We start from the raw sequence: 24905 nt of genomic DNA on the forward strand, positions 1-24905 counted from the left end.
TTATGGGACTATATGCTGATGCAGGGATGAAGTTTCTATTTGTATTGTTTATTATGCAATTCATCAGCGTATATATTAATGCCGATAATATGCTGATACCGGCAAGAAAAAGAGCCAGAAATAAGAGATTGGCGTGTCTTTTGAGGCTGAGTTTGGCTGCCATCCTGACATGGGGGAATCTGGTGTCGAGTAAGTTAATCAGGATGAAGGATGTCAGCTGTGATGAATGCAGTGTTCTTGTCGAAGATGAGAATGAGGAAATACTATAGTGTGCTTAGGCACACTTTTTTTGCGCTTTATGATGTGTTTTACCTTGGAGAAGTAATGATTAAATTATTTTATGCAAAAGAAAAGCAGTCAATTGTAAATTAACTGCATGATAAACTAAAAGTTGTCTAATCCTTTTTGTATGTATATACATCAAGGGTTACTGTATCTTGACCGCCCCAATTCTTTTCTTGCAAAGTATATGCCTCTTTCACAAAGCCATTATTTAATAATACTTTTGATGAATATATGTTCTCTGGCATGACAAAAGCTTGTACTGTCGAAATGTTAATTTCACTTACTAAATATTCAATCATTAATTTTAAGACATTTGTTGCTATTTTCTTATTCCAATAATCTTCATTTAGACGGTAGCCTACGGTGATTTTATTTTCTCTTTTTTTGTAGTCAAACATTTCTGCTAAACCTACAAGTTTATTAGGATTCTCTTTTAGATAGACACCTGCTATTATATGCTTTTTCTTTTCAAAATCTCTGCCACCCAAATTTTTAATTGCCGTTTCTAAGGCTTTATTACTTTTCTTATATAAAAAGGGGGGCAAAAACTTATATACATTATCATTGCTGCTTATTTCTGCTAACGCTGCAACATCATTCAGTTCCATTTTTCTTATTATAACTCTGTCATTTTCTAAATATGGAAAAACATCAAATAATTCTGCCATCATAACCTCCTCGAATTTTATGATTCTTAAATGTAAACTAGAATTGCTAAAACATCATGAAGCTTTTATTTAGAGACATTGCTGTACAAATTCCACAGGATGCTGGATAATTTCGGCAACTTCCTCAGCAGATAATCCTTGTGATAAATAACGCTTCGCTATTACTTCCATTGATTCACCAATCTCAATCATATGGTAATCGGGATCATAAATTCTGACAACGCGCTGCTGCCATTCGTGAATCTTTGGCGGATGGACAAGTTTAACATCTTTATGATCGTTCAAAAGAAGTAAAAATGCATCGAAATCTTCTACTTCAAAGTATAACTCCATGTTATGCGATTTTTTAACCAGTGAAGCCGGATCAATATCTGTAAGCCATGCAAAATCCTCTTGTATTGCAAATCCACCGCTAAAAGTTACATTTTTTCCTAAATCTAAAATAACTTCTTGCTCAAAAAGATCCTGATAAAATTTTTTAGAGCGTTCAACATCTTGAACTGCTAATAAAGGTAATTGAAACTTCATTTTACAAAGCCTCCCATTTACAATTTCTTGTTTTCACTTGGATTAAATTTTCTGTTATTAATCGTGATATTGCGGATAACATGTCTGATTTATTTAGAAGATCTAACCGCATAGACATATTTCTCACTGTTGATATATTGCTTATTGATATAGATTACTTCATCATTTTCAGTTAAGACGGTCTGCGTTACTTCTAAAATCGGTGTGGCGGTCGGCAGCAGAAGCAGCTTGGAGAATTCTTTTGTTGCCCGCTTAATTTGAAAGTGATCTTCAAATTTAGATGGAATCAAACCAAGTCTTTCACTGATTTTTTGAAGAATTGAACTATTCTCCAATTCCTCATCAAGCAAAAACGCAAAGCTGGTTTGGAAATAATCGATCTCCACAATACATGGTGTATCGTTGACTGAACGCAGACGAGTGATAGTAATGGCCTGATTATCTGTGTTTGACAGCAGATCAGCGATTTCTGAGTCAACATGCTGGATACATCGGCTGATAATTTTCGTTGAAGGAACAGCATTCATTCGCAGACATGTGTCGGTAAAGCTGCCGCCTGAAAAGACATTCTCAACATGGGCCGGTATGCGTACAAAAGTACCCTTGCCATGTTTTTTAATCAATATATTATCTTTTACGAGCTGATCCAGCGCTTTTCTTACCGTAACCCGGCTGACTTCATACATCTGACTCAGCTGCATTTCAGCGGGGATTCTCTCGCCTGGTTTATATTTACCTTTTTTAATACCTTCAAGAAGTTCAAGATACAACTGTTCCTGAAGCGTGACTGCACTTAGCTGTTTAAGCTTTGACATATTGGCGCCTCCCCTTACTTACCTTATATATTACCATTTTATAATCTCTTTGCACTTAAAAAATAAAAAATTTACAAAAAGTGTAGACAAGTTGAGTACATTGTATTATGATGTATTTAGTTAATACAAGTTAATACAACTTGCGGAGGTAAAATGAAAAGGAAAATAATTTTGGCATCACATGGGGAATTATCAAAAGGACTCGCGGATACAGCCCGGATGATTATTGGCAATGTGGCTGCAGAGATTCAGTGTTATTGTCTCAAGCCCGGACAAACCGCTGATTCATTCGCCAAAGAATTGACAGCTGAAATATTGGCAGAACCTGAACAAGAGTTCGTGATTCTCAGTGATTTGTACGGTGCCAGTGTATGCAGTGCATTAAGCGCATTGTTGGTTTATCCCAATGTCAGACTCTTTACTGGGATGAATATCAATATGCTGCTGGTAATCTGTTTGGAATATCCTGAGAAACTGAGAGATGAGGATATCCAAAAAATCGTACTCGATGCAAGATCAGGTATCAAAGCATTATCAGCTTCCGATTTAGCGGCGGACGCTGAGGATTTCTAGGAGGAAATTATGAAAAAGGAAAAAGGCTTCTTATCAATATTTAAAAATGAAAAACCGATTTTAGGAATGCTTCATCTAAAGGGCAGTGATGATGAAGATGTATTTGAACGTTTTAAAAGAGAATTAGATATCTATGTGAAGGGCGGCGTTGATGCGATTATTGTAGAGAATTATTTTGGCCGATACAATAATTTAGAAAAAGCGTTAGCTTATGTAGAACAGGCAAAGCTCGATATTCCTTATGGAGTTAATTGTCTGAATGTGGATCAAATGGGCTTTGAGCTGGCAGAGAAGTATCATGCATCCTTTGTTCAGCTTGATTCTGTTGTGGGACATGTCAGACCAAGAGATGAAGAAACGCTGAGTGCCTTCTTTCAATTAGTTCGTGAAAGATATCAGGGTATGATATTGGGCGGTGTGCGGTTTAAGTATCAGCCGGTACTATCAGAGAACAGTGTTGAGGAGGATTTGAAGATTGCGATGACACGCTGTGACGCCGTATGCGTAACCCAGGATGCGACAGGTCAAGAAACATCAATGGTTAAAATCAGACAATTCAGAGAGGGGCTTGGCGACTTTCCTTTGATTATCGGTGCCGGTGTTACGCCTGCGAATGTAGAGGAACAATTTAAGATTGCGGATGGTGCGATTGTAGGCAGCTTCTTCAAGGATAGTTATAAGGATGACGGTGAATTATCCGCCGATCATGTGAAAGAAATGATGGATGCCGTTAAGCGCATCAGAGGTGAACAAGTATGATAAAACTGGTAAGAGTAGATCATCGGCTGCTGCATGGACAGGTAGCCTTTACTTGGGTGAAAATGATTGGTACTGATTGCATATTGATAGCCAATGACAGTGTTGCTAAGGATGAGCTGCGGATGTCAGCGCTTCGAATGGCAAAACCGGATAATACAAAGCTGGTGATTAAGAGTATTGAGGATTCAATTAAAGCAATTAAAAGCGGTGCGACGGATAAATATAATTTATTTATTATCTGTGAATCAATTAAGGATGCTTATGAATTGGCAAAGCATATCGATTCGATTAAGAAGATCAATCTGGGCGGCACAAAGCTTGCGGCCGGAAGAAAACAAATTTCCAAGGCGATGTTTGTGTCTGAAGAGGATTGTCAGATGCTGAAGGAATTGGATGCCATGGGACTTTCTCTTGAAGTTCAGATGGTTCCGGATGACATTGCAGAAAATGTCATGAAACTAATATAGGGAGGAAATGAGAATATGATGACACAAACGCTGATGATATTCGTAGTTGCGGTACTTGGTTATTTGAATAGTTATCTGGCCAGTGCGATGATTTGCCGGCCGATGGTAATGGGAACTTTGGTAGGTCTTGTATTAGGTGATTTACAGACGGGCGTCATGGTTGGTGCTACGCTTGAGTTAGTTTGGCTGGGAGCTATGGCAATCGGTGCCAGCAATCCGCCGGATATGATTTCCGGATCGATTATCGGAACAGCTTATGTAATTGTGACTGGTTCTGATGTGGCGGCTTCAGTAGCATTGGCAGTGCCAGTATCGATGCTGATGCAGTCACTGTGGAATTTAATGATGATGATTATTGTTCCAATGCTGGCTGCTAAGGCCGATAAGTATGCACTCGAATGTGATAATAAGGGCATTGACCGCATGCATTATATCGCGATTATCATTCAAGTTGGTATCCTTTCAGTCTTAACAGCTATTGGTTTCTATGTTGGTTCATCAGTTATGGAAAACTTGGTAAATTCAATTCCGGTATTTATTACCAACGGTTTAAATTATGCAATGGGTATTATTCCTGCTATCGGTTTTGCGATGCTGGCACGAATGATTGTCAACAAAAAACTGGCTTGTTTCTTATTCTTTGGTTTCTTATTAGTTGCTTATTTCAATTTAAGTATCGTAGGCGTTACCGCAATCGCGTGTGTGGTTGCCGCCATCTTAATTTTTAACACAAATGGAATGGAAAATAGGGAGGTAGCTGTAGATGACAACGAATTCTAAGGATAAAAAACTGACGAAGAAGGAATTGAATCAGATATTCTGGCGGTCATGTCAGTTAGATGTTTCGTGGAACTATGAGCGGCAGCAGAATTTAGGTTATTCTTATGCGATGACACCGGTTATTAATAAGCTTCACGATAAAGGCAGTGAGAAGCAGCAGCGGGCGTATGCGAGAGGTCTTGATTTTATGGCGATTACACCGCAGGTTTCAACACTGCTGATGGGCATTAATGCCGCCATGGAAGAAGAAAACGCGAATAATCCAGATTTTGATGATGATACGATTGCGGCGGTAAAAACTTCATTAATGGGTCCGCTGGCAGGTATTGGTGATTCAATGATTGCTGGTACACTGAGAATTATTGCGACAGGTATCGCAATGGGATTTGCATCTCAGGGGAATGTGCTGGGACCGATTCTGTTTCTGTTGATTTATAATGTACCTGGTTTTATCATTCGGTATTACGGGCTTAAGTTTGGTTATGAAAAGGGTGCGGCTTTTATTACCGGTGCTGAAAAGAACGGCATTATGGAAAAGGTTACTTATGTGGCTGGAATTGTAGGCCTGATGGCGATTGGCGGTATGGTTGCAAGTTATATTTGGCTTGATCTGCCAATTATGATTGGTTCTGGAGAGTTTGCGGAGCCATTATCTAATTATCTTGATATGATTATGCCTTGTCTGACACAGCTGGCGTTATTTGGCTTGATGTACTGGCTGCTTGGCAAGAAGGTTAAGACAACGTGGATTTTGATTGGCACGTTGGTAATCTGTATTGCGGTTTGTTTTGTGTTTGGTATTTAGTTAAATAAAAAAAACAGGTTTAGGCACATGCTTGAACCTGTTTTCCTGTTTAACGTAAGGACGTAAAAAAGATCTGAAGCTTTTTTCAGATTAAGAAATGATTATGAATATGCTGATGAGATAGAATTCTTTGAATGACGCTTATCTTTTTTTATTTAGCGAAAATTATCAGAAAGTGATATTGTGTCAAAAAGTATACTTTATGAGACAGTTTGTTCACGCTCATTATAGGGCGTTTTTTTACATTTGTAAACATATTTTTGACAAATACTGTTAATTTTAAGAACAATTTCGTTCATTTTCTCCTGTCTTATAAAGTATACCTTTCGAGACATTCTTTACTTAAGGGGTGCTATTACTTATGATTTTTATTAAAACTTTTGGCCGTTTTGCCATTTCTATCGATAATTATGTTTTACCTTTCAAAAATCTCAAGGTCAAGGAGCTATTGGCCTTTTTAGTCGATAACGAAGGCGATTTTGTCGGCAATGAGAAGATCATCAGCGCTTTATGGCCGCAGCGTGATCATGATATCAGTGCTAAGCGGACATGCCGTTATACGCTTCGTCTCTTGCGGGAGACTTTGAGTAAAGCGGGTTTTTCTGATCTGATCGAGGTCAGTTATGGTGTCGTCAAGATCGATAAAGAGAAGGTCGTCTGTGATTACTATGAATACATTAAGGGAAATACTGAGCAGTATCCCTATGACGATGAATACATGTATGGCTATAGCTGGGCGGAACCAACAAGAAAAAGGATCGCGGAACGGCAGGTGAAGATCAATCATGGTTAAACAGGAAATGGAATCAAGAGAAAGCAAGAAGCGAAGAGGAAAAGCGAGGGGATCAAAAATGATGAAAGAAATAAGAAAAATACTGAAGGTGATGATCGCGCTGAGTATGGCTGTCGGCATCAGTGCTTATGTGCCTGAAAGTGAAATAGAAGTAAAAGCGACAGAAGCAGCGAGTCAGATAAAAGATGAACGGTGGACTGGCACAGTAAGCGGAATTGAACCAAGAAATGATGGAGATACATATCACATCTATACAGGAGAAGAACTGGCATGGATCGCGCAGCAGGTAAATCAAGGGTATAGCTTTGCGGATAAGAAAATCGTACTGGAAAGGGACATCGATTTAGATAATATCGCATGGACACCAATTGGTATAGATTTGGAGCATGCGTTTGCCGGGACCTTTGACGGTCAGGGAAGAACGATAAAAAACTTATATGTAAAACAAGCTGATGAAATTTTCAGTGGTTTTTTTGGTGTAACGAAGAATGCGGATTTGAAAAATATAATATTTATAGATGCAGTAATTGCTGCAAATAATAATACAAGTAATTATGGCGGTACGCTGTCAGCTCAATTGATACACACCATTGTTTCAAATATTGTAATTGAAAATGCTGATTTATCCGGAGAAAGAGTAGGCGGTTTAGCAGGACGGCTGAGTAATGGCAGCTGGGTAATTGATTCTTTTGTAAAAAACTCCGTTATTAAAGGCCGAACTGTTGGCGGCATCTTGGGCTTGATACAGCCAGTCACCAGTTCAGAGTTTGGGAATCATTCATCATCAGGACTTATTAACTCAGTCTCGAAAGATAATTATATTAAGATTGATTACATGAATCCTGTCAGCTTAGCTGGCGGTGGTCTAATTGGATATGTTGGAACTGAGGATCAGAATATTAATGAGAGTGTATATCATTATATATGTAACAATTATTCTGATAGCAAGGTTGAAGTAATGATATCCGTGATTTCAGAATTAAAAAATATCGCATGCGGTGGACTTATCGGTGAGATTGGCTCACGGATAAAGAATGTAAATTTGTATAGTAATTATACAACATCAACAATTATCAATCAGAAGGGCGGAGCTTCAGGTGCTGTTATAGGGCAAGTGGCATATGAAATCTCTGTAGATAATGTTTATTGGTTAAAAGACGCTTCAAAATGGAATGTAATAGACAGTGAAATGGCTGACATAGGGAACCTGGTGAACGTAAGTTCATTTTCAGGATTTACTTCTAAACAAGATAACCAAATGCAAGGTGAAAGTTTCGCTGCTTTATTAAATGCAGGTAATCTTGATGCTTCCATTTTACCTACAGATGATAATGGAAATGCATATACTTATTTGAATTGGGAAGCATCACCTACATCAAAATATCCCATTTTTAAAGAACCAGAGGTTCAATCCATTCAGGTTTATCCATCAAATCAAGGATCTGCAAATATTATTAGTGTTAGTTTGACTGATGAAATTCAACTGCATGCAGCAGCGTTTCCATTTTCTGCTTTCAGAAATTTATCTTTCACATGGGAATTTGATAATTCTCATCAAGCTGATATAGATGCAGGTAAAATTTCTGTCAGCAATACGGGTTTAATAAAGACTAATGATGCTGAAGCTGGTGATTATCTGCTTCATATAGGATATGGCATCAATACAATGACATATACTTTGAAGGTTTTGGATAATGGTTATCCTATATCGGCTTCTATCAATAATCCTGGCATATTAGAATTAGGAAATACGAAGAAATTAACAGCCAATGTGTATCCAAGCAATGCAGATTCATCCAATTTAATATGGAAGATAAAGGGTAAAGAATTAAATGGAGAGCAGTTATATGTTGAAGAAAATGAAATAGCTAAAATCAACAGTAAAAGTGGATTATTAACACCAAAAGCTCAGGGTAAAGTAACTATATCTTTGTGGGCTGATGACATGATGCTTGATGAAATAAATTTATTGATACAATCAAGTACATGGGATGGGGTAACAAGCTTACAGCCAAAGGTAGAAGGCAATACATATCATATTACAAGCGGGGTAGAGCTAAGATGGATCGCAGAACAATGTAATAATGGTAATACATTTGCAGGGAAAACAGTTGTCTTAGATAACAGCATTGATTTAGGTGGTAAGAATGCAACACCTGCAGAATGGACTGCCATCGGCAGCGGCGGATCTAGTTATTTTAGTGGTATCTTTGATGGTCAGGGATTTACAATATCAAATATTTATGCTGCTTCAGATAAAAATCAGGAGTTCAATTCACTTTTTGGTTGGATCGTAAGCGGAACGATTAAAAATTTAAAGGTTGAACATTTTATAGGCGGCTCAACTGAAAATATTAATTCTGAGCAAAAAATGGGCGGTTTGGCTGGCTATGTGCGATCAGAATCGCTTTTAGAGAATATTATTGTATCCAACGGAACAATCTATTCAAAAATGTATGCGGGTGGTTTAGTAAGTTTGATTTATGGAAGTGAAGTAAGAAATTGTCATGTAGAAAATGTGAATGTTTATGGCAAGATTGCAGGTGGTTTGATTGGCTATATTGATGGCGGTTCTATAACGAATAGTTCTGCCAGCGGACAGGCAGTGAATAGCATTGTACCTGTTGCAGAGACTGAAAAGATGTCGATAGGCGGTTTGATTGGAGAGACATCTAGCAATACTATTATCAGCAATTCTTATGCAAATATCGATGTACAGGCAATAAAAACAAATGAGCGGTCATTACCTGTATATACAGGAGGCCTTATTGGTTCGATCTTACGCACAAACACAGCAATAGATACAATTACATTAAATAATATCTATGCGAATGGAACAATTAAAAACCAATACTCAATAGGTGAAGGGTATCTGCCAGGTGCAATTGCTGGATATATTAATGTAGAAGGATTAAATTTTGATTTAATAAACAATGTTTACTGGAATAAAAATGCCGATCATTATAATAGCAGCAGCTTAATAACGTCGGGCATTAAAGCATTTGGCGTAGGTGATAGTTCAAATACAGCAACCAATAAAACAACATCGGTAAACGCCGAAACATTAGTGCAGGCGGAAGGCGGCTTAGCTGATACATTAAATGCGAATGCTGAAGGAAAAAGTGGCTGGTTCGCTTGGACAAGTAATGGTAATACAGCACCAAGACTCACGAATACTACACCGATTACGGTCTCTATTAAACAAGAGGACTTGTATTTAAGAAGGAATGAAAGTGTTGAACTGGAAACTGTGATGAAGCCGTATAATTCTACCAAGACACTAGATGTGAAATGGAGTTTAAATGCGGATGCCGATACAGACTCTTTTGAATTATCAGGCAATAAGCTGACAATTAAAGAAACAGCAGTTACCTATTCAATGGGAACGATCACAATGACAGCGGGTGATGAGACAGGGAAGCAATACACAGATATGATCACGGTAACAGTCATGCCGGAAGAAACAGAGATCACAGCGCTGAGTATTAAAAATCCAGGTACGATCTCAACGGGTGACAGTGTACAGATAGAAGCCGTAATAGAACCGGCAAACGCAGTAAAGGATCAAGTGATCTGGTCAATCAAAAAAGGCTATGAGAAATATGCAAGTATCACAACTGACGGGAAACTGACTGCCAAGAAAGCCGGGATATTGATTATAGAGGCAAGTATCGGCGGCAAACATGCAGAATGTACGATCACGATCCAACAAGGAAGTAAGTGGGATGGTGAAACGATCGAGGAGCCGGAAATAAAAGGTAAATATATTTATATTTCAAAAGCATCGGAATTAGCGTGGATAGCTACTGAATTGGGTAAAGGTAAAGCTGATAGTGCCTATCATGGTTTTGAAAATTATGTAATTGTTCTATTAAATTCAATCGATGTTAATAATAAAAATTGGACAAGCCTTTATTATGACAGCTGGCAAAATAACACAATAGATATTGGTTTTTATGGAATATTTGACGGTCAATCGTATAGTATAAGTAATTTAGATAGTACAATGTTTGGTTTGTTTCCCAGTATAGAAGAAGGCAGTTTGGTAAAAAATCTTGTTTTAGATCATTGCAATGCTTTTGTGTCTGGATATACTGTTGGCAGGATTGATTCTGTTATTTATAAAAATGGAATTGATATGTCAGCTGGATGTGCCATTACTGGCGATATAAGAAAAGGGGGGATTATAAGTAATTGTGCAGTTTTAAATTCTACCTTTATTGGAGCTACTAATTCAGGTCTGATAGCCATTTGCAACGCTGGCGGGAGCATTATAAATTGTTATGTAGATGGATGTACTCTAAAATTAAATAGTAAAGCAGATAGTATTGGTGGCTTAATTGGTTTTAATACAAGTGGAGATAATTTTGAAGTAGGCATGATCAACTGTCTTAATAGATCAAAAATAATCATTGATTATACAGGAGATTTAATTGGTGTTGGAGGCCTGACAGGAGCGACAGTTGCTCAAAATACACAAAGTTTTAAATTTGAAAATAATGTTTCAATAACAGATTTGGATGTTAAAAAGAATAGTGGAAGTGTTGGATCACTATTTGGATCAATGGCATTTGATGGAACTTTTAAAAATAACTATTTCTATCAAGACTCATTATTTAAGATTAATTCAACTCTAGCCACAGCTATTGCAGTTGGTACTGTTAGAACAGAAAGTCGTCCAGATGACACAATGGTTAAATCTTTTAGTAAAGATGATGCAATATCAATTGTGAAATCACTTAATGAATATGTTATTTCTAATCCTACTTACAATGGAGTGGAGTTAAAACATTGGAAGTTAGGAACAGATGGTTTGCCGACTTTAGGCGTTACTGAAATAGAAAATATAACAGTAACTCCTTCGGCATTAGTTCTGCGTCCAGGTGAAACCGCTCAGCTTGATAAGGTTATTACACCATTTGGTGCACCAGACATGGCAGTAGCATGGACAAGCAGCAATCCTGCTTATGCGACAGTTGACAGCAACGGTTTCATCTCTGTCTCTAAAACGGCACCAGTGGGTAAAACAATCAAAATCACAATGACACCGAATGATGCCAGCTATCCTGAAAGCACATGTACGATCACCATCGTACCAGCCTATGATGCGATTGAAAGTATCGTCTTATCAGGAAAGAATGAAGTATATACAAATGAAACAGTAAAATTAACTGCATCAGTGTATCCTGATACAGCTGATGAAACGGCAATAAATTGGCAAATCACATCAAAACCTGACGGCTCCAATGCCACGGTCAGTTCAAAAGGAACATTGAATGCAGGCAGTACGGCAGGAGCATTAATAATAGTAGCTTCATCAAAAGCCAACTCGGCAATCAAGGGAAGCATAACTATTACAGTGAAAGAACCGCTCAGCAGTACAGTATGGGATGGTACAGCTTCAGAACCAGTGTTAATGAATACAGCAAATAAAACCATACATATTCAAAACCCAAATGAATTGGCATGGATCTCTGAAAAAACGAATGCCGGAGAATATAATGGCTTTGAAGGATATACGTTGTATCTGGATAATGATATCGACATGGGAGGTAATGAGAAAAGCAAGCCAGTATGGGAACCAATTGGAACCAGCAGTTATGAATTTAAGGGTAACTTCAATGGTTTAGGTCACAGTATCAAAAATATCTATACGGATAACACGAATGAAGGTATCGGTGGTTTGTTTGGTTGTATAGGAAGCAGAAGTATTTCTAATTTAACGATAGATAACATCAATATTGAAGGAAAAGCGGGAAGTTTGCTTGCTTCTGCGGTCTCAGATAATATAAGCATCGTTAATGTTCATACGGCAGGCAGTGTGCAAAATTTTAACGTTGATTTTGATAACATTCACGATTATAACAATGTAGTTTCTGGAATGATAGGTGTTGTCAATTTTGATGTGTTTGACATAAATAAGAAAAAAATCAAAGTATATGTGGAAGGATGCAGTGTTGATTTATCAATTAATAATGTTACAAATGCTACTTATAACGGCGGTATAATTGCTCAGATTTACGATCATGAAATGACAGTTATTAATAATGAAATAAATATGGATGTTAATAACTACACAATAGCGATTGGTACACGAGAAAATCACAGCGAGACGGGGCAGCATTTTGGCGGTGTTATTGGTGAAGCTGGTGGCGGTCCATTCATAATAGAAAATAATTTGGTAAAGCTTTCAGTTGATGTAAAAGGTGAATATCAGTATACAACACGAATTGGCTGTTTAATTGGTACGATATGGCGGGATACATTACATGACTTCAATAATAATTATCTTAAAATTGAAATTGATTCAAATATAGATGATATTCATATATATCGACTTTGTAAGGTGATTGGAACTTATGATAAGCACATAGGTGGGCAAACAATATTTAATGGTTACTTCGATACTAGTTCATATCTAAATGATAAATTTAATACATGGTTTAGAGTATCAGACGGTAATTTAACAGATGGCATGCAAGCATTAGAAACAGGACTCATCGAAGTAACACCAAGCCAAGTAAGTGCACCGGCCAGTGAATCAGACAGTTTGGTGAATAAACTGAATCAATGGGTCAATAAAGAGAATCTGTCTTCTCCTAATACATATCGTACTTGGACAGTCGTTGAGGGTGTGCCTACCTTTGGTGAAACAACTACCGTCTCTCTCGATAAGCATGAGCTTTCCGTCAAGATTAATGAATCTGCTTCATTGACTGCGACCGTGCTTCCTGAAAATGCCAACAATACATTGAAATGGTCTTCTTCTAAGCCTACTGTCGCTTATGTCGATGACAAGGGTCAGATCACAGGTCTGATCCCGGGGACGGCTCTCATCACTGCGACTACCGTTGACGGTAATTCCGATAATTGTCTCGTGACTGTCGGTACCGTGCCGACGAAGATCACGATCACTTCGGAAAATGACCGCAGAACGTTGATCAATCATTATATCCCAAAAGAAGGTCAGGAAGATCAGAGTCGATTGAATCTTTCGGCTTCTGTCAAACCAATTGATGCACTCTCTTTGACTTGGAGCAGCAGTGATGAAACGATCGCTTCGATACAAGCGGATCAAAACGATTTCACAAAAGCGACCGTAACGGCTCATGACAGCGGTACGGTGATCATTCGAGCAGAGAGCGAGAACGGCGTGATCGGTGCTATCGAACTGAATGTGAAGAATGCTGTTCATGAACTCAGCTTCAATCAAGAATTGAAGAGTGATGCAGCTCATCCATTGGAGCTGACATATACAGTCAATGAAGATGCGGATGATAAAGCTGTCAGCTTTGAAGTGATCCAAGAACCAACAGAGAATACAAGTTCGATCACTTCTGAAAAAGGAACGGTTCTATTCGAAGGCAGCTCAGTTGGAGCGTATACGATCAAGGCAAGCTCTGCGGACGGCAATTTCACAGAAACATATACGATCACGATCAGTGAGGCCGTGCTCGATTCATTGAAGATCCAGCCGGACGAAGGAAGCAGTGTGATCACTCTTGAAAGAGGTGAGAGCGTCCAATTACGATCCGTCGTACTGCCGGAGGTGAAGAATCGCGGCAGTGACGTAACGATGGAAACCTATGCAGGAGTGAGCTACGAATTAATGGAAGCCGAGAGCCATCCGGGATTCACCTTGAACGGAACGGTATTAAGTGCCGATGAGAGTGTGAAGGATGGGGAGAAGGTCCTCATCAGTGCAAAGAGTAAGCTGAAAGATAAGAATGGCAATGAACTCAGCGATACGATCGAAGTAGTGATCGGAAGAACGGAGTTGAAGAGCCTGACGATCAAGAATAAGGAAGCAGGCGAGGAGCTGCCAAGTGAGGTAGGCGTGAATCAGATACTGAATCTGATCGCAGAAGCAACGCCAAAGACGGCCAGTGATCAGGCAGTGAAATGGAGCGTCGATGACCCAACGATCGCAGCGATCAAGGAAAATGGCGAGATCAGATTCTTAAGTGAAGGAACTGTGACAGTAAAAGCAGAAAGCCTTGATGGGACAGTGAGTACGACCCATACCTTCACAGTAAAAGCGATCTATCCAACCTCACTGATCATCAAGCAGGGAGAAACTGTAGGCTTTTATAAAACCGAAACATTGCAGTTAACAGTTGATTATCTGCCAATTAATACAACTCAGAAAAAACTCACTTATGAGAAAATAAATGATCCAGATGGCATTATTGAATCAATCAGTGATCAAGGATTGATAAGTTTCAATTTAAGTGATGAAGGCAATAACAAGCCAGGAACTGCTGTTGTAAAGGTAAGCGGTGAAAAAGAAGGCGATAATCAAGCAAGTGCTCAAATTACAATTATTTGCAGTGACGTTAAAAAATATGTAACGAAGATTACTGGAATTAAACTATTGAATGATATGCCTCTTCGAGTAGGTGGACAGCTTCAGTGCAATGCTGTATTTGAACCGGCAGATGCAAACCAGATCGACTTCAAATGGGAAGCGATCAATGCTGAGGACGAAACGATCAGTGATATCGTTGAAATGAATTCAGGAACTTTGAAAGCAAATAAGCCCGGAACATTCAGAATCAGAGTGTCTGTAGAGGGTGAAGGGAATACCTCGGTTTCTTACACTTCAGATGTGATAACGGTAGAAGAAGCGAAGATCGAAAGTATCGGCTTCAATGTATCCTCCATCACCTTGAGTGCAGGCGGAACGAGCGGTGTGGTAAAAGCCATCGTGCAGCCAAAGGATTACGTCAATCAGAATGTAGAATGGACGAGCAGCTATGCCGGCATCACGATCGTGGATCAGGATGGCAAGGAGATCAAGGAAGCAACGAATCAGGAAGTCTATCTGAAAGCCAGCGAAGATGCGATGCCGGGCATGAGCGCGATGATACAGGCAAAAGCAGAAGGCAGTACGATCACAGCTTCATTCCCGGTCATGATCTTAAGAACGGCCGGCAGTAGACTCGAGATCACCTATGATGAGACACGAACCCTGATAGCGGGCGGTGAAAGTCTGGAACTGAATGCGAAGATTTATGCATCCGACGGTAAGACACCGGCCTCCTCCCAGGAAGTATCATGGGAGAGCAGTGATCCGAGCATAGCGAAGATCGATAAGGCGGGAACGGTAAAGCCACTAAAAGCAGGAGCGGTGACGATCACGGCAAGAGCAAAAGAAGATGAAAAGATAATGAAACAGATCACACTGACGGTAAAGGAACCGGCTCTGGATAGTTTGACTCTATCTCAAGCATCGATGGTCCTTCTTTCAGGCAGTGAGGATAAAGAACTGCGCTTGCTTTTACCGGAAGGAAGCAGTGCTAATGATTTTGAATGGACCAGCAGTGACAGCTCAGTATTAGAAATCATAGGCATGAGCACGACGAGAAGTATCAAAATCAAAGCATTGAAGGCGGGAACGGCAACGATCACCGTTCAGCAGCAGGGGAATACGGATGAGAGTAAAAAAGCGAACTGTGAGGTGAAGGTCGTAAAAGATCCGATCCTAGTTCAGACGATCGAACTGCAAGGCCCTGATAAAGCGGTCGAATTGAATGAAATCGTGATTATCAAAGCAGTGATCAATAAAGATACGGACATGGCAAGCAATGAAACATTGACATGGACCAGTAAAGATGAAAGCATCGTGCGAGTTCTCGATCGAACCGGAACATTCACACGAGTTCAGGTGATTCGAGCGCAGGGAAATGTGACTATCGAAGCAGCAGCTAATGATGGATCAGGCGTTAAGGCAAGCATCGAAATCAGAACGGCAGGCAATACACCAACAGGAATCACTTTAGATAAACGATTGATTCAGATGAGTACGAGCAGTCCGGGAGAAAGCCTAAAGGCAGTGATCGCACCAAGTACCGTACAGAATCAACAAGTGATCTGGAGCGTGAGTCAACCGGGTATCATCCAGCCGATCAACAGTACAAAACCGAGCATCACTCTCTATCCGATGCCGGGCGTACAGCCAAATAGTTTCGTCGAAGTGACAGCGACGACGACCAATGGGATCAGTACCTCATGCATCGTGGCTATCACTGAAAAGAAAGTGGAAAGCTTACTGATCCAAAGAAGTAAGCTTCAGGTCAGCGTTGGTGAAACCATCGAACTGCCGATCAAAATCGAACCATCGGATGCATCACAGCGCGAACTGAGATGGAACGTCACAGGTTCAGATCCTGAGGCAGTCAGCATCCATGACAACCAATTGACAGCAAAAAGTGAAGGAACCGTGTTCCTGCAGGCCTTCAGTACGGATGGCAGCAACGTGGCCAGCAATCAGATCGAGATCGAAGTGATCGCTGCCCAGCCGGCACCGACGCTTGAAAAGATCTCCATGAACAAGACGACATTGAATCTGCTGCCGGGAGACAGCGGCAGTCTCAAGGTGATCAGCGAGCCATTGAATTATGATCTCAAGGATGAACTGATCCGTTGGAACGTGGAAGTCTTAGGATCAATAGATCCTGAACAGCAGGCACTGATCCTTGAACAGTTCACATTGGCTCCTCGATATACGATCGATGAAACCGGAAACCATGATGAAACCGAGACCGGCATCATCGATGCTGAATTTAACATCAGTCCGACAATGGCAGGGGTCATTGACAGCTTATCTTCTGAGGAATCTCCTATCAGCGAAATCACGCTGAAGGTAACGGCAAGTATCGGCAGTGATGAGTCTGCGATGAATGCTGAAACGACGATAAAAATCAAAAAGGAAGAAGGAACTGAAGCATCGATCACGAGTGTGAACATAAAAGGCACAGATGGAGTGTCCATCACATCTCCAATAGAATTGATGCTCGGTGAACAGCTGCGCTTATTGGCAGAAATTATAACGGAGCCAACGGATGCCGTCAATGTCTACGGTATCTGGAGCAGTGACGATGAACAGATCGCAGCGATCGATACTGAAACGGGAATCCTAAAGGCAGTGAACAGCGGCAGTGCTGTTATCAGCTATCAGCCATATATCGGTGCTAAGCCGGCAGGAGAACCGGTGACCCTTCTGGTGATTGTCAAAAAAGATACATCCAAACTTGAATACATACAATTAAGTGAAACAAGTTTGAGTCTCTCAGTGAATCGTACCCATGCTTTGACATATGATATCGAACCGATGGATTATTCAGGACCTCGATCAATCCAATGGACGAGCAGTGATGAATCGATCGCAACAGTTGATGAGTCAGGAAATATAAGTACGCATTCAGAAGGAACCGCGATGATCACATTAGACCTCGACGGCTATCTGGCATTTTGTAAGGTAACCGTAAGCACTCAGTTTGAAACGCCTGTCAGTGAGATCACGACTGCTCTCAGTGATGATTTTGCGGAATTAGAATTAGGACCTGTGGAACCAACGATCTTCTTAGAGGCGAAAGCAGATGCGTTGGCTACCGATACTTCATTGATCTATCAAAGCAGTGACGAATCCATTGCTAGTGTGGATGAGAACGGAATGGTTACCGGCCATGAAGCAGGCTTTGTGATCATTACGATTCGGCCGGTGAGCGATAAGAATCCTTATTATAAACAAGTCTTTATCAAAGTGATCCCACAGATCTGCTATCAGGTGCTGTTGGATCAAACGGATCTCAGTCTGAAAAAGGGTGATTCAGTGGATTTACAGGCAGTCTTGACACCGCAGGTAAAAGAAGGAACTTCACTCACTTATCGATGGGAAACGGAAAGTAACGAAATAACGATCAAGAATGCAGATCAGTCACAAGCAACGCTGACATTAACAGAGAGTGCAGGAATCGGTGTTGAATATACTGTGACAGTAACGGCAGTGGTTGAAGGACATGAACCGGCATCGGCGCAAGTGAAACTCAGAGCTGTTGAAGATGCAGCATTGAGTGACTTCTGGGTCGTAGGCAGTAATTCTGAGGTCTATACAAAGGACAGCACAAATAATATATCGATGAACAGCGGTGATAGTATCGGCTTCACATTCGCAGCTGAACCAGCAGAGAAGCAGGCAGCCAACGTCCACAACAGTGATCCAAGTGCTGTGGAGATATCAAAAGCAGGCGATCAAGTGACGCTGACAGCCAAGAAAGCCGGGACTGTGCACCTCACGTTCACGAGCATTTATGATTCAAGCAAGAGTGTCGTGATCACGGTAAACATCACGGAAAGTCAGGATTCAAGCATTTATCCAACTTCTATCAGCTTAAGCAGTCAAAACGGGAAGAACGTGGTCGAAATTGGTGAAACACTGCAGCTGAAAGCAGAAATCAAGCCGGAAGGTGCAGAATCGGGACTGTATTACAGTACGAGCAATAAGAATATAGCCGCAGTGAGCGAAAATGGAATGGTGAGCGGTATTTCAGAAGGTGAAGCCGTGATCACGGCCTATTCGCAGAAGGATATGGATGTACGAGGAAGTATAACCATCAGTGTCGTGAAGCCGGAAGCAAAACCGGCGAAATTCACGAAGCTGCAGATCAAGGACGGAAATGGAAAGGTATACGATTATGATGAAGCGATCTATGCGCAAAGTCAGGATTATGTATTCAGAGTAGAGAATACGGTCAGCCGGAAAGCGATCGAAGTGATCTATGAGTTGAATCAGCCGGAAGCAATCGTCAAGCTGGGAAATGAAACACAGGTCAGCGGCAATCAGATCGATTTCACCAGCGGTTCGGTGATGTATGAGTTAACTGCCCAAGACGGTACGGTAACTCATGAACAGGTAAGTGTACTGTTGAGTGATGCACCAAGTGAAGATGCCGTGATGGTGATCGAGAAGGCAACGATCAATGGAACTGACTATCAAGCAGAAAAGATCGATGACAAGACATATCGTGTCATGATCCCTTATGCGCTGTATCAGTCTGGCGCCGCGATGAATGTGACGTATACAACAGAAAATACATCCAATGTGTATATCGGTGCGGAGTTACAGAGCAGCGGTATCAGTACGGTCAAAGCAGAACGATCGATCCATTACACCTTGATCGGTCAGAATGGCAAAAAACAGGATGTCGTGCTTCAGGTCGAAAGCGGACCTTATGCGAAGACGATGAGTCTGAGTCAAGGCGGCAAACAGATCGAAGGAACGATCGAAGGCGAGGTTGTCAGCTTCACAGTCGATGAAAGCTTCAAGTTAAATGAAAGTCTGTCATTGAGCTTCACTACCGACTCTTATATGACCGATGCTGAGGATCGAACAGTTATGCTGACTTCAGTGACGACTTTTGGTGATACGAAAGAACTGAAGTACACGGGAAAAGTTGAATTAAGCAATGGCAAAGAAACCGTAACATATATACTGCAGGTCACACAGATCGTTCAATTACCGAAGACGCAGCTGACGGTATTTAAACTGATGGATAAAGAAGGCAAGGAAATCTTAGGACAGAACGTGTCCATTGAAGGCGATCTGATCTTAGTGAAAGTACCAAGCAGCACGGATCTGACAGCGATGACGATGAGCGGCAATGGAGGAATCACGTTAAGTGTAGAAGGACAGAGTGGAGCGATCTATGACTTGACGAAGAAAGCCGTGATCATCGCAAGTCAAGCAGAACATGCACAGAGTCGCTATACTTTGATCATAACGAAGGAAACGGGCGGAGCAGAATTAACTGGCATAAGCCTGAATGGCGTATTGGGTATCATCAATGGTAATGAAGTTTCAGTCAGTCTGCCAAAGGGAACAGATTTAAGTGCCGTTACGCCAGTATTCACTTTAAGTGATAAAAACGCAAAAGTAATGGTCAGCGGCAGTGAATATACGACAGGAACAATTGATTGCACTCAACCATTGCTGATAACTGTGGAGATGAACGGAATCAAAAATGCTTATTTAATCAAGGCAGTCATTCATCAAGGGCCGCAGTTCACAGGCAAGATCACGATCAGTCAGGAAATCAAGGGTGAATCAGGCAGTGAAACGATTACCTTAATTGCGACACCGGATAACGAGAATGGAACTGTCATTTTTGAAGCTGAAGCAGGTAAATTTGATTTCGCTGAACCATTTACTATTGTTTACACTGCAACAGACGGTTCAACACTGTATGAAGAAGGAGCAGCTATTCCTTCAGGAACAACTATAACTCTGAGTACATCAGGAAAGAGCTTCATCTTGAAGAATGGAGCTGATGAAAGCGTCTATACGATGAAGATCATAGAGAAAGCCGGAATCAGCATCGATATCAAGAAGTTTGACCTTATCAATGTACCAAAGGTAGGAATGATTCATGGCCGCATTGATCATGACCGCAAACAAATTTACCTGGATGTACTTGTTGATTATACGGAAGATTTCACATCAATGACTTTAGACATTGAAGCAGATGCAGACATGATCTTGGTCAATGGAAAGCTTATCAACGGACCTGTAACGTTAGATCTCAGTAAGCCTGTGAATGTGACATTTATGAAGAATGGTGAAGTGATCACTTATGAGGTGATAACATCTAGTGTTATAGATGGCCCATATATTTCAAGATTTGAAATTGTGAATACTGACGAAGGAACGCTTAGCAGTCTGATTGATAATAAGAACAAAAAAATATTTGTAATTATACCTAACAGTATTTCTGGAACTAAACTTCGTAAATTGATGGTGGATTATGATACTGCATCCCAAGATAAGTCTAATTCAATTATTGTAACTATAAATGAAAAAGAATTATCTAATGGAGATACGATCGATTTAAGAAATCCAATTGAACTTGTTCTAAGTCAAAATGATAAACAGACGGTTTATACAATAGAAATGAAACGACCTGCCATTGAAGGTGATTTAAATGGTGATGGTGTCGTAAATGCAATCGATGTAGCTATCTTATTGGAGTTAATTTAAAAAAGGATGAAAATTATGAAAAAAATAGTAAAAGTCTTTTTATTGCTCTTGATTCCAGCCTCCTTGATATTGCCAATTAATTCAATAAAGGCAGAAGAGCAGCCAGAAGAGAATGATCAGCTGATTATTTCAGTAAATGGGATTGATGACCTAAATAAAGAAACGTTAACACAACTAACAGAATCGGTTGTTGTTGGCAAAGACTCTGCAGGAAAAGATTTAGTTATGGCTGCAGATGAAGAAGTATTTTATAAAACAATTGATATCAATAAAGGTGAGGATATTGTTATTACGGTTGCTGTAACTGGAAATCCAAAAGTTACAGGAATTGTTTCTTATATTGCATATAATGATGAACAATTTGAATTAAAAGATTGTACGCCTATACTTGGGCAAGCAACCTCATCCACAATAGGTTCAATGCAATTAAAGAATAAATATAGTAATCCATATATGCAAGGAGATGTAATTACCGGCCATGACAAAGAAGTAACATTTGATTGTGCTTCGACTACAAAAGAATCTGGAATAACAGAACCTTTGCAAGTGGCAACTTATACATTCTCCGCTAAAGGAGATGATTTAAGTGGTGGATTGTTTTTCTATACGAATGCTGTATTGCATAATGGAGCTACTAAAACAACTCCTATAGATACTGAGTTCTTGTGGATAAGATTTAATGTAATACAACCAACTTTGTCAACACCATCTGTAACACTCAGTTCAGATACTGAGAATGGTGGTTTGAAATATAGTGTCACAGATACTAATGATAGTAAGGAAGTAGATAATTATACCTTATATTTATATTCTGATAAAGAAGGTAATGCAGATTATACTAAAACAGTAACAGCTAAAACGGGAAACATTGCATTATCTAATTTAACAGCCAATACAGAATATTTTGCAAAGGTAAAAGCCAATCCAGCTGACGGTTCAGACTATGCTGAATCAGCACAAAGTGATTTCTCAGCCGCTGCTAAAGCAAGTAAAGTGAAATTGGCAGCACCTAGTGTTGTACTTGAAAAAGGTGATGAGGGTCTTTATGTAACGATTACTGATGCAGCTGGTAATTCAGGCAAGGTATCTGATTATACTGTTGATATTTATGATAATAATACAAAAGAATCATCTGAAACAATAAGTGGTACCACTAAGACTAAACTGAATGTTAGACCACAAGAAGGACACAGTTATTATGTGACAGTGACAGCAATATCAAACAATTCTGATTCTTATGATGATTCAGATGCTTCAGCACCATCAGAAACGATCAAATATAAAGCTGTGCAGAACTTTACGGTTTCACTATTTGGCGGTACTACTGATAATACGATAACTGTTGGTGAAAATGAGTCACCTAAGCTGAGTGTTTCTGACGCACAGGGAGCCATAACGTATGAAAGAGATGCTTCTTCAGATGCAGAAGCGACAATCAATGCTAATGGAACAATCACAAATATCACAAAATCGGGTACATTAAAGATCAAAGTGAAAGCATCAGGAAATGATGATTATAACGAAGCAGAAAAGGAATTTGAAGTAACGATCAATAAAGGAACATTGAAATTGTCAGAAAACCCTGGTACAACTTCAATCAATACTGAGGTAAACTTAGGTTCAATGATTATCTTAAAGAACAACAAAGGTGAAACGATTGATATAGCGCAGAGTGGAGCTGTAACATATGACGTTCAATCAAATAATGCAGGCGCTGCAACAGGTGATCAAACAACCATAACCCCTACTAAATCAGGAACAATAAAGGTAAAAGTAAGCACAGCAGGCAGTGACTTATACAATGCATTAAGTGATGCAGAGTATACGATCACAGTGAATGATCTGCCTAAGACAACTATTACTTTCCATGATGGAGGTACTGGAACAAAGACACAATCAATCACTGAGAAGACTACTGAGAAACTACAAGCAAACACTTTCACAAAAGCAGGTTATACGTTTGAAGGCTGGTCATTAACAGAATCAGGAAATATTGCATATAAAGACAATGCGCTTTATGAGACTAAGGAAGGCAATCAGAGTGTTGATCTATATGCTGTTTGGAAAGCTATACCGATCAAAAGTATTACATATGGAACTCAAAATAGTGCTGAGGTAGGCAAACAATATACATCAGGAACACCAACTATAGATCCTGTAAGTATTGATGGTGGTGATTATACTTTCACTCTTATGGAGACAGTGCAAAATGCAAGTATTAACAGCTCAACCGGTGTCATTACCTTTACTCCACAAACTACAGGAAGTCAGACTTTCAAAGTCAAGGTGACACATCTAAATGGTTCATCAGCTCAAACAACAGTAACAATCAATGTCGTATTGAATAAGCTTACTAAACCGAATGCATTAACTTCAAGTGATGTAACAGTAACGAATAAATCGATCACTATCAATGCCTCTAGGAGTGACTTTGAATACCTTTTGAAACAATCAAATGGTACAGAGATCAAAACTTTAAAAGGCAATGGAAGTACCTTAACCTTTGATAACTTGCGTGCAGATACTGAATATATCCTCGTTCAGCGTCAAAAGGGAGTAGCCAATGTAAGCAGTGATTCTGATTGGTCTGATGAATATAAGCCAGAAACATCAGCTGCAGAAGCACCGGTAATTGGAACAGTTACACCTACCGCTAAAGACAGCAGTATCTCATTGTCTTGGAATGTGACAGATGATGGCGGTGCGGATATCACCAAAGCCGTTGTTTCTTATAAATACAAAGAAAAAGGAAAGAATGAAGACGGTACTGAAAAGGAGACAGAACAATCAGCTACTAAAACATTCGAAAACTTAGACAATGCGAAGAGTGTGACATTGACAGGATTGACAAATGGAACTGAATATTATGACATTCAAGTTGTATTAACTAACAGTGGTGGAAAAGTAAGTCAACCTTCAGTCGCTGTGAAAGCAACACCAAAGAAACAAGAAAGCAGCGGCGGTGGTACAGGCGGCGGCAGCTTTGGCGGCGGCAGCAGCAAGAATGAAGGCTGGAAAGAAGAAAAGGACGGCACCTATTATTATGAAAACGGCAAGCTGGTGACCGGCTTCAAAGAGATCGAAGCAAAGACCTATTACTTCAATAATGAAGGAAAGCTGGTGACAGGCTTCAATGACATCAACTCAAAGACCTACTTCTTTGATCAAAAGGGAGTCATGAAGAAAGCAAGCTGGTTTGAAGAATCAAGAAAACGCTATTATGCCTATGCCGACGGTGTGATCGCGAAAGGATGGCTGCCGATCGAAAGTGATTGGTACTACATGCATCCAACGGACGGACATCTGATGAAGGACTGGATCAGAGATGGGAATGACTGGTACTTCATGGGACCGGAAGACGGCAAACTATGGCGTCAGCATTGGGCACCGGACAACAGCGGCAACTGGTATTATGTGGATCTGGATGGAAAGATGATCTATAACACATGGATACCAAGTCACAGCGGCTATTGGTACTACATCGGAAGTGATGGAAAGATGGTAAGCAATGCGATGGTAGAAGGCTGCTGGATCAACAGCTTAGGCATCTATCAAAGTCCGATCTATCAAGGATAAACAAAAGAAAAAGGAACAGAGCGATCTGTTCCTCACTATGG

The 24905-nt window shown here is 40.1% G+C and carries 12 protein-coding genes; 9 read left to right on the forward strand and 3 right to left on the reverse strand.

The window, feature by feature from the left end; all coding sequences use genetic code 11:
* Nucleotides 1-2: 2 nt before the first annotated feature.
* Nucleotides 3-269, forward strand: coding sequence for a hypothetical protein (locus DWZ33_RS09810; protein ID WP_022938857.1), 267 nt, complete (start codon nt 3-5; stop codon nt 267-269).
* Nucleotides 270-395: 126 nt separating this feature from the next.
* On the opposite strand, the gene DWZ33_RS09815 is transcribed toward DWZ33_RS09810, so the two are convergent.
* From DWZ33_RS09815 to DWZ33_RS09825, 3 genes are all read right to left on the reverse strand, one after another.
* The gene (locus tag DWZ33_RS09815; protein ID WP_118454685.1) at nt 396-953 is read right to left on the reverse strand and encodes a GNAT family N-acetyltransferase; all 558 of its coding nucleotides are present in this window, start codon (nt 951-953) and stop codon (nt 396-398) included.
* 69 nt (nt 954-1022) lie between these two features.
* Nucleotides 1023-1481 (reverse strand): VOC family protein, encoded by a 459-nt coding sequence (locus DWZ33_RS09820; RefSeq protein WP_118454686.1) that lies wholly within the window; start codon nt 1479-1481, stop codon nt 1023-1025.
* An 89-nt stretch (nt 1482-1570) separates the two neighbouring features.
* On the reverse strand, nt 1571-2296 hold the full coding sequence (locus tag DWZ33_RS09825) for a GntR family transcriptional regulator (protein ID WP_118454687.1): 726 nt from the start codon (nt 2294-2296) through the stop codon (nt 1571-1573).
* 153 nt (nt 2297-2449) lie between these two features.
* Here DWZ33_RS09825 and DWZ33_RS09830 point away from each other — a divergent pair, with 153 nt between their 5' ends.
* The 8 genes from DWZ33_RS09830 to DWZ33_RS09865 all read left to right on the forward strand — a co-directional run bounded on the left by DWZ33_RS09830 (nt 2450) and on the right by DWZ33_RS09865 (nt 24864).
* The gene (locus DWZ33_RS09830) at nt 2450-2869 is read left to right on the forward strand and encodes a PTS sugar transporter subunit IIA (RefSeq protein ID WP_118454688.1); all 420 of its coding nucleotides are present in this window, start codon (nt 2450-2452) and stop codon (nt 2867-2869) included.
* A 9-nt stretch (nt 2870-2878) separates the two neighbouring features.
* On the forward strand, nt 2879-3628 hold the full coding sequence (locus DWZ33_RS09835; RefSeq protein WP_118454689.1) for a BtpA/SgcQ family protein: 750 nt from the start codon (nt 2879-2881) through the stop codon (nt 3626-3628).
* The gene (locus tag DWZ33_RS09840; protein ID WP_022938851.1) at nt 3625-4095 is read left to right on the forward strand and encodes a PTS sugar transporter subunit IIB; all 471 of its coding nucleotides are present in this window, start codon (nt 3625-3627) and stop codon (nt 4093-4095) included. Before DWZ33_RS09835 ends, DWZ33_RS09840 begins: the two co-directional genes overlap by 4 nt.
* Nucleotides 4096-4110: 15 nt before the next feature.
* Complete coding sequence (locus tag DWZ33_RS09845) at nt 4111-4875, forward strand: PTS mannose/fructose/sorbose/N-acetylgalactosamine transporter subunit IIC (protein WP_022938850.1); 765 nt, start codon at nt 4111-4113, stop codon at nt 4873-4875.
* Entirely contained in the window at nt 4859-5680 is an 822-nt protein-coding gene (locus DWZ33_RS09850; RefSeq protein WP_022938849.1) for a PTS system mannose/fructose/sorbose family transporter subunit IID, read from the forward strand. Before DWZ33_RS09845 ends, DWZ33_RS09850 begins: the two co-directional genes overlap by 17 nt.
* 361 nt (nt 5681-6041) lie before the next feature.
* Entirely contained in the window at nt 6042-6473 is a 432-nt protein-coding gene (locus DWZ33_RS09855) for an AfsR/SARP family transcriptional regulator (protein ID WP_118454690.1), read from the forward strand.
* A 58-nt stretch (nt 6474-6531) separates the two neighbouring features.
* Nucleotides 6532-21288, forward strand: a complete 14757-nt coding sequence (locus tag DWZ33_RS09860; protein ID WP_182425636.1) for an Ig-like domain-containing protein — start codon at nt 6532-6534, stop codon at nt 21286-21288.
* 15 nt (nt 21289-21303) lie between these two features.
* A complete protein-coding gene (locus DWZ33_RS09865) occupies nt 21304-24864 on the forward strand; it encodes a fibronectin type III domain-containing protein (RefSeq protein ID WP_182425638.1) in 3561 nt (1186 codons plus the stop codon).
* The last annotated feature ends 41 nt before the right edge of the window (nt 24865-24905 follow it).

This window comes from Dielma fastidiosa (genome assembly GCF_003475485.1).
In the GTDB taxonomy this organism is placed as follows: domain Bacteria; phylum Bacillota_I; class Bacilli_A; order Erysipelotrichales; family Erysipelotrichaceae; genus Dielma; species Dielma fastidiosa.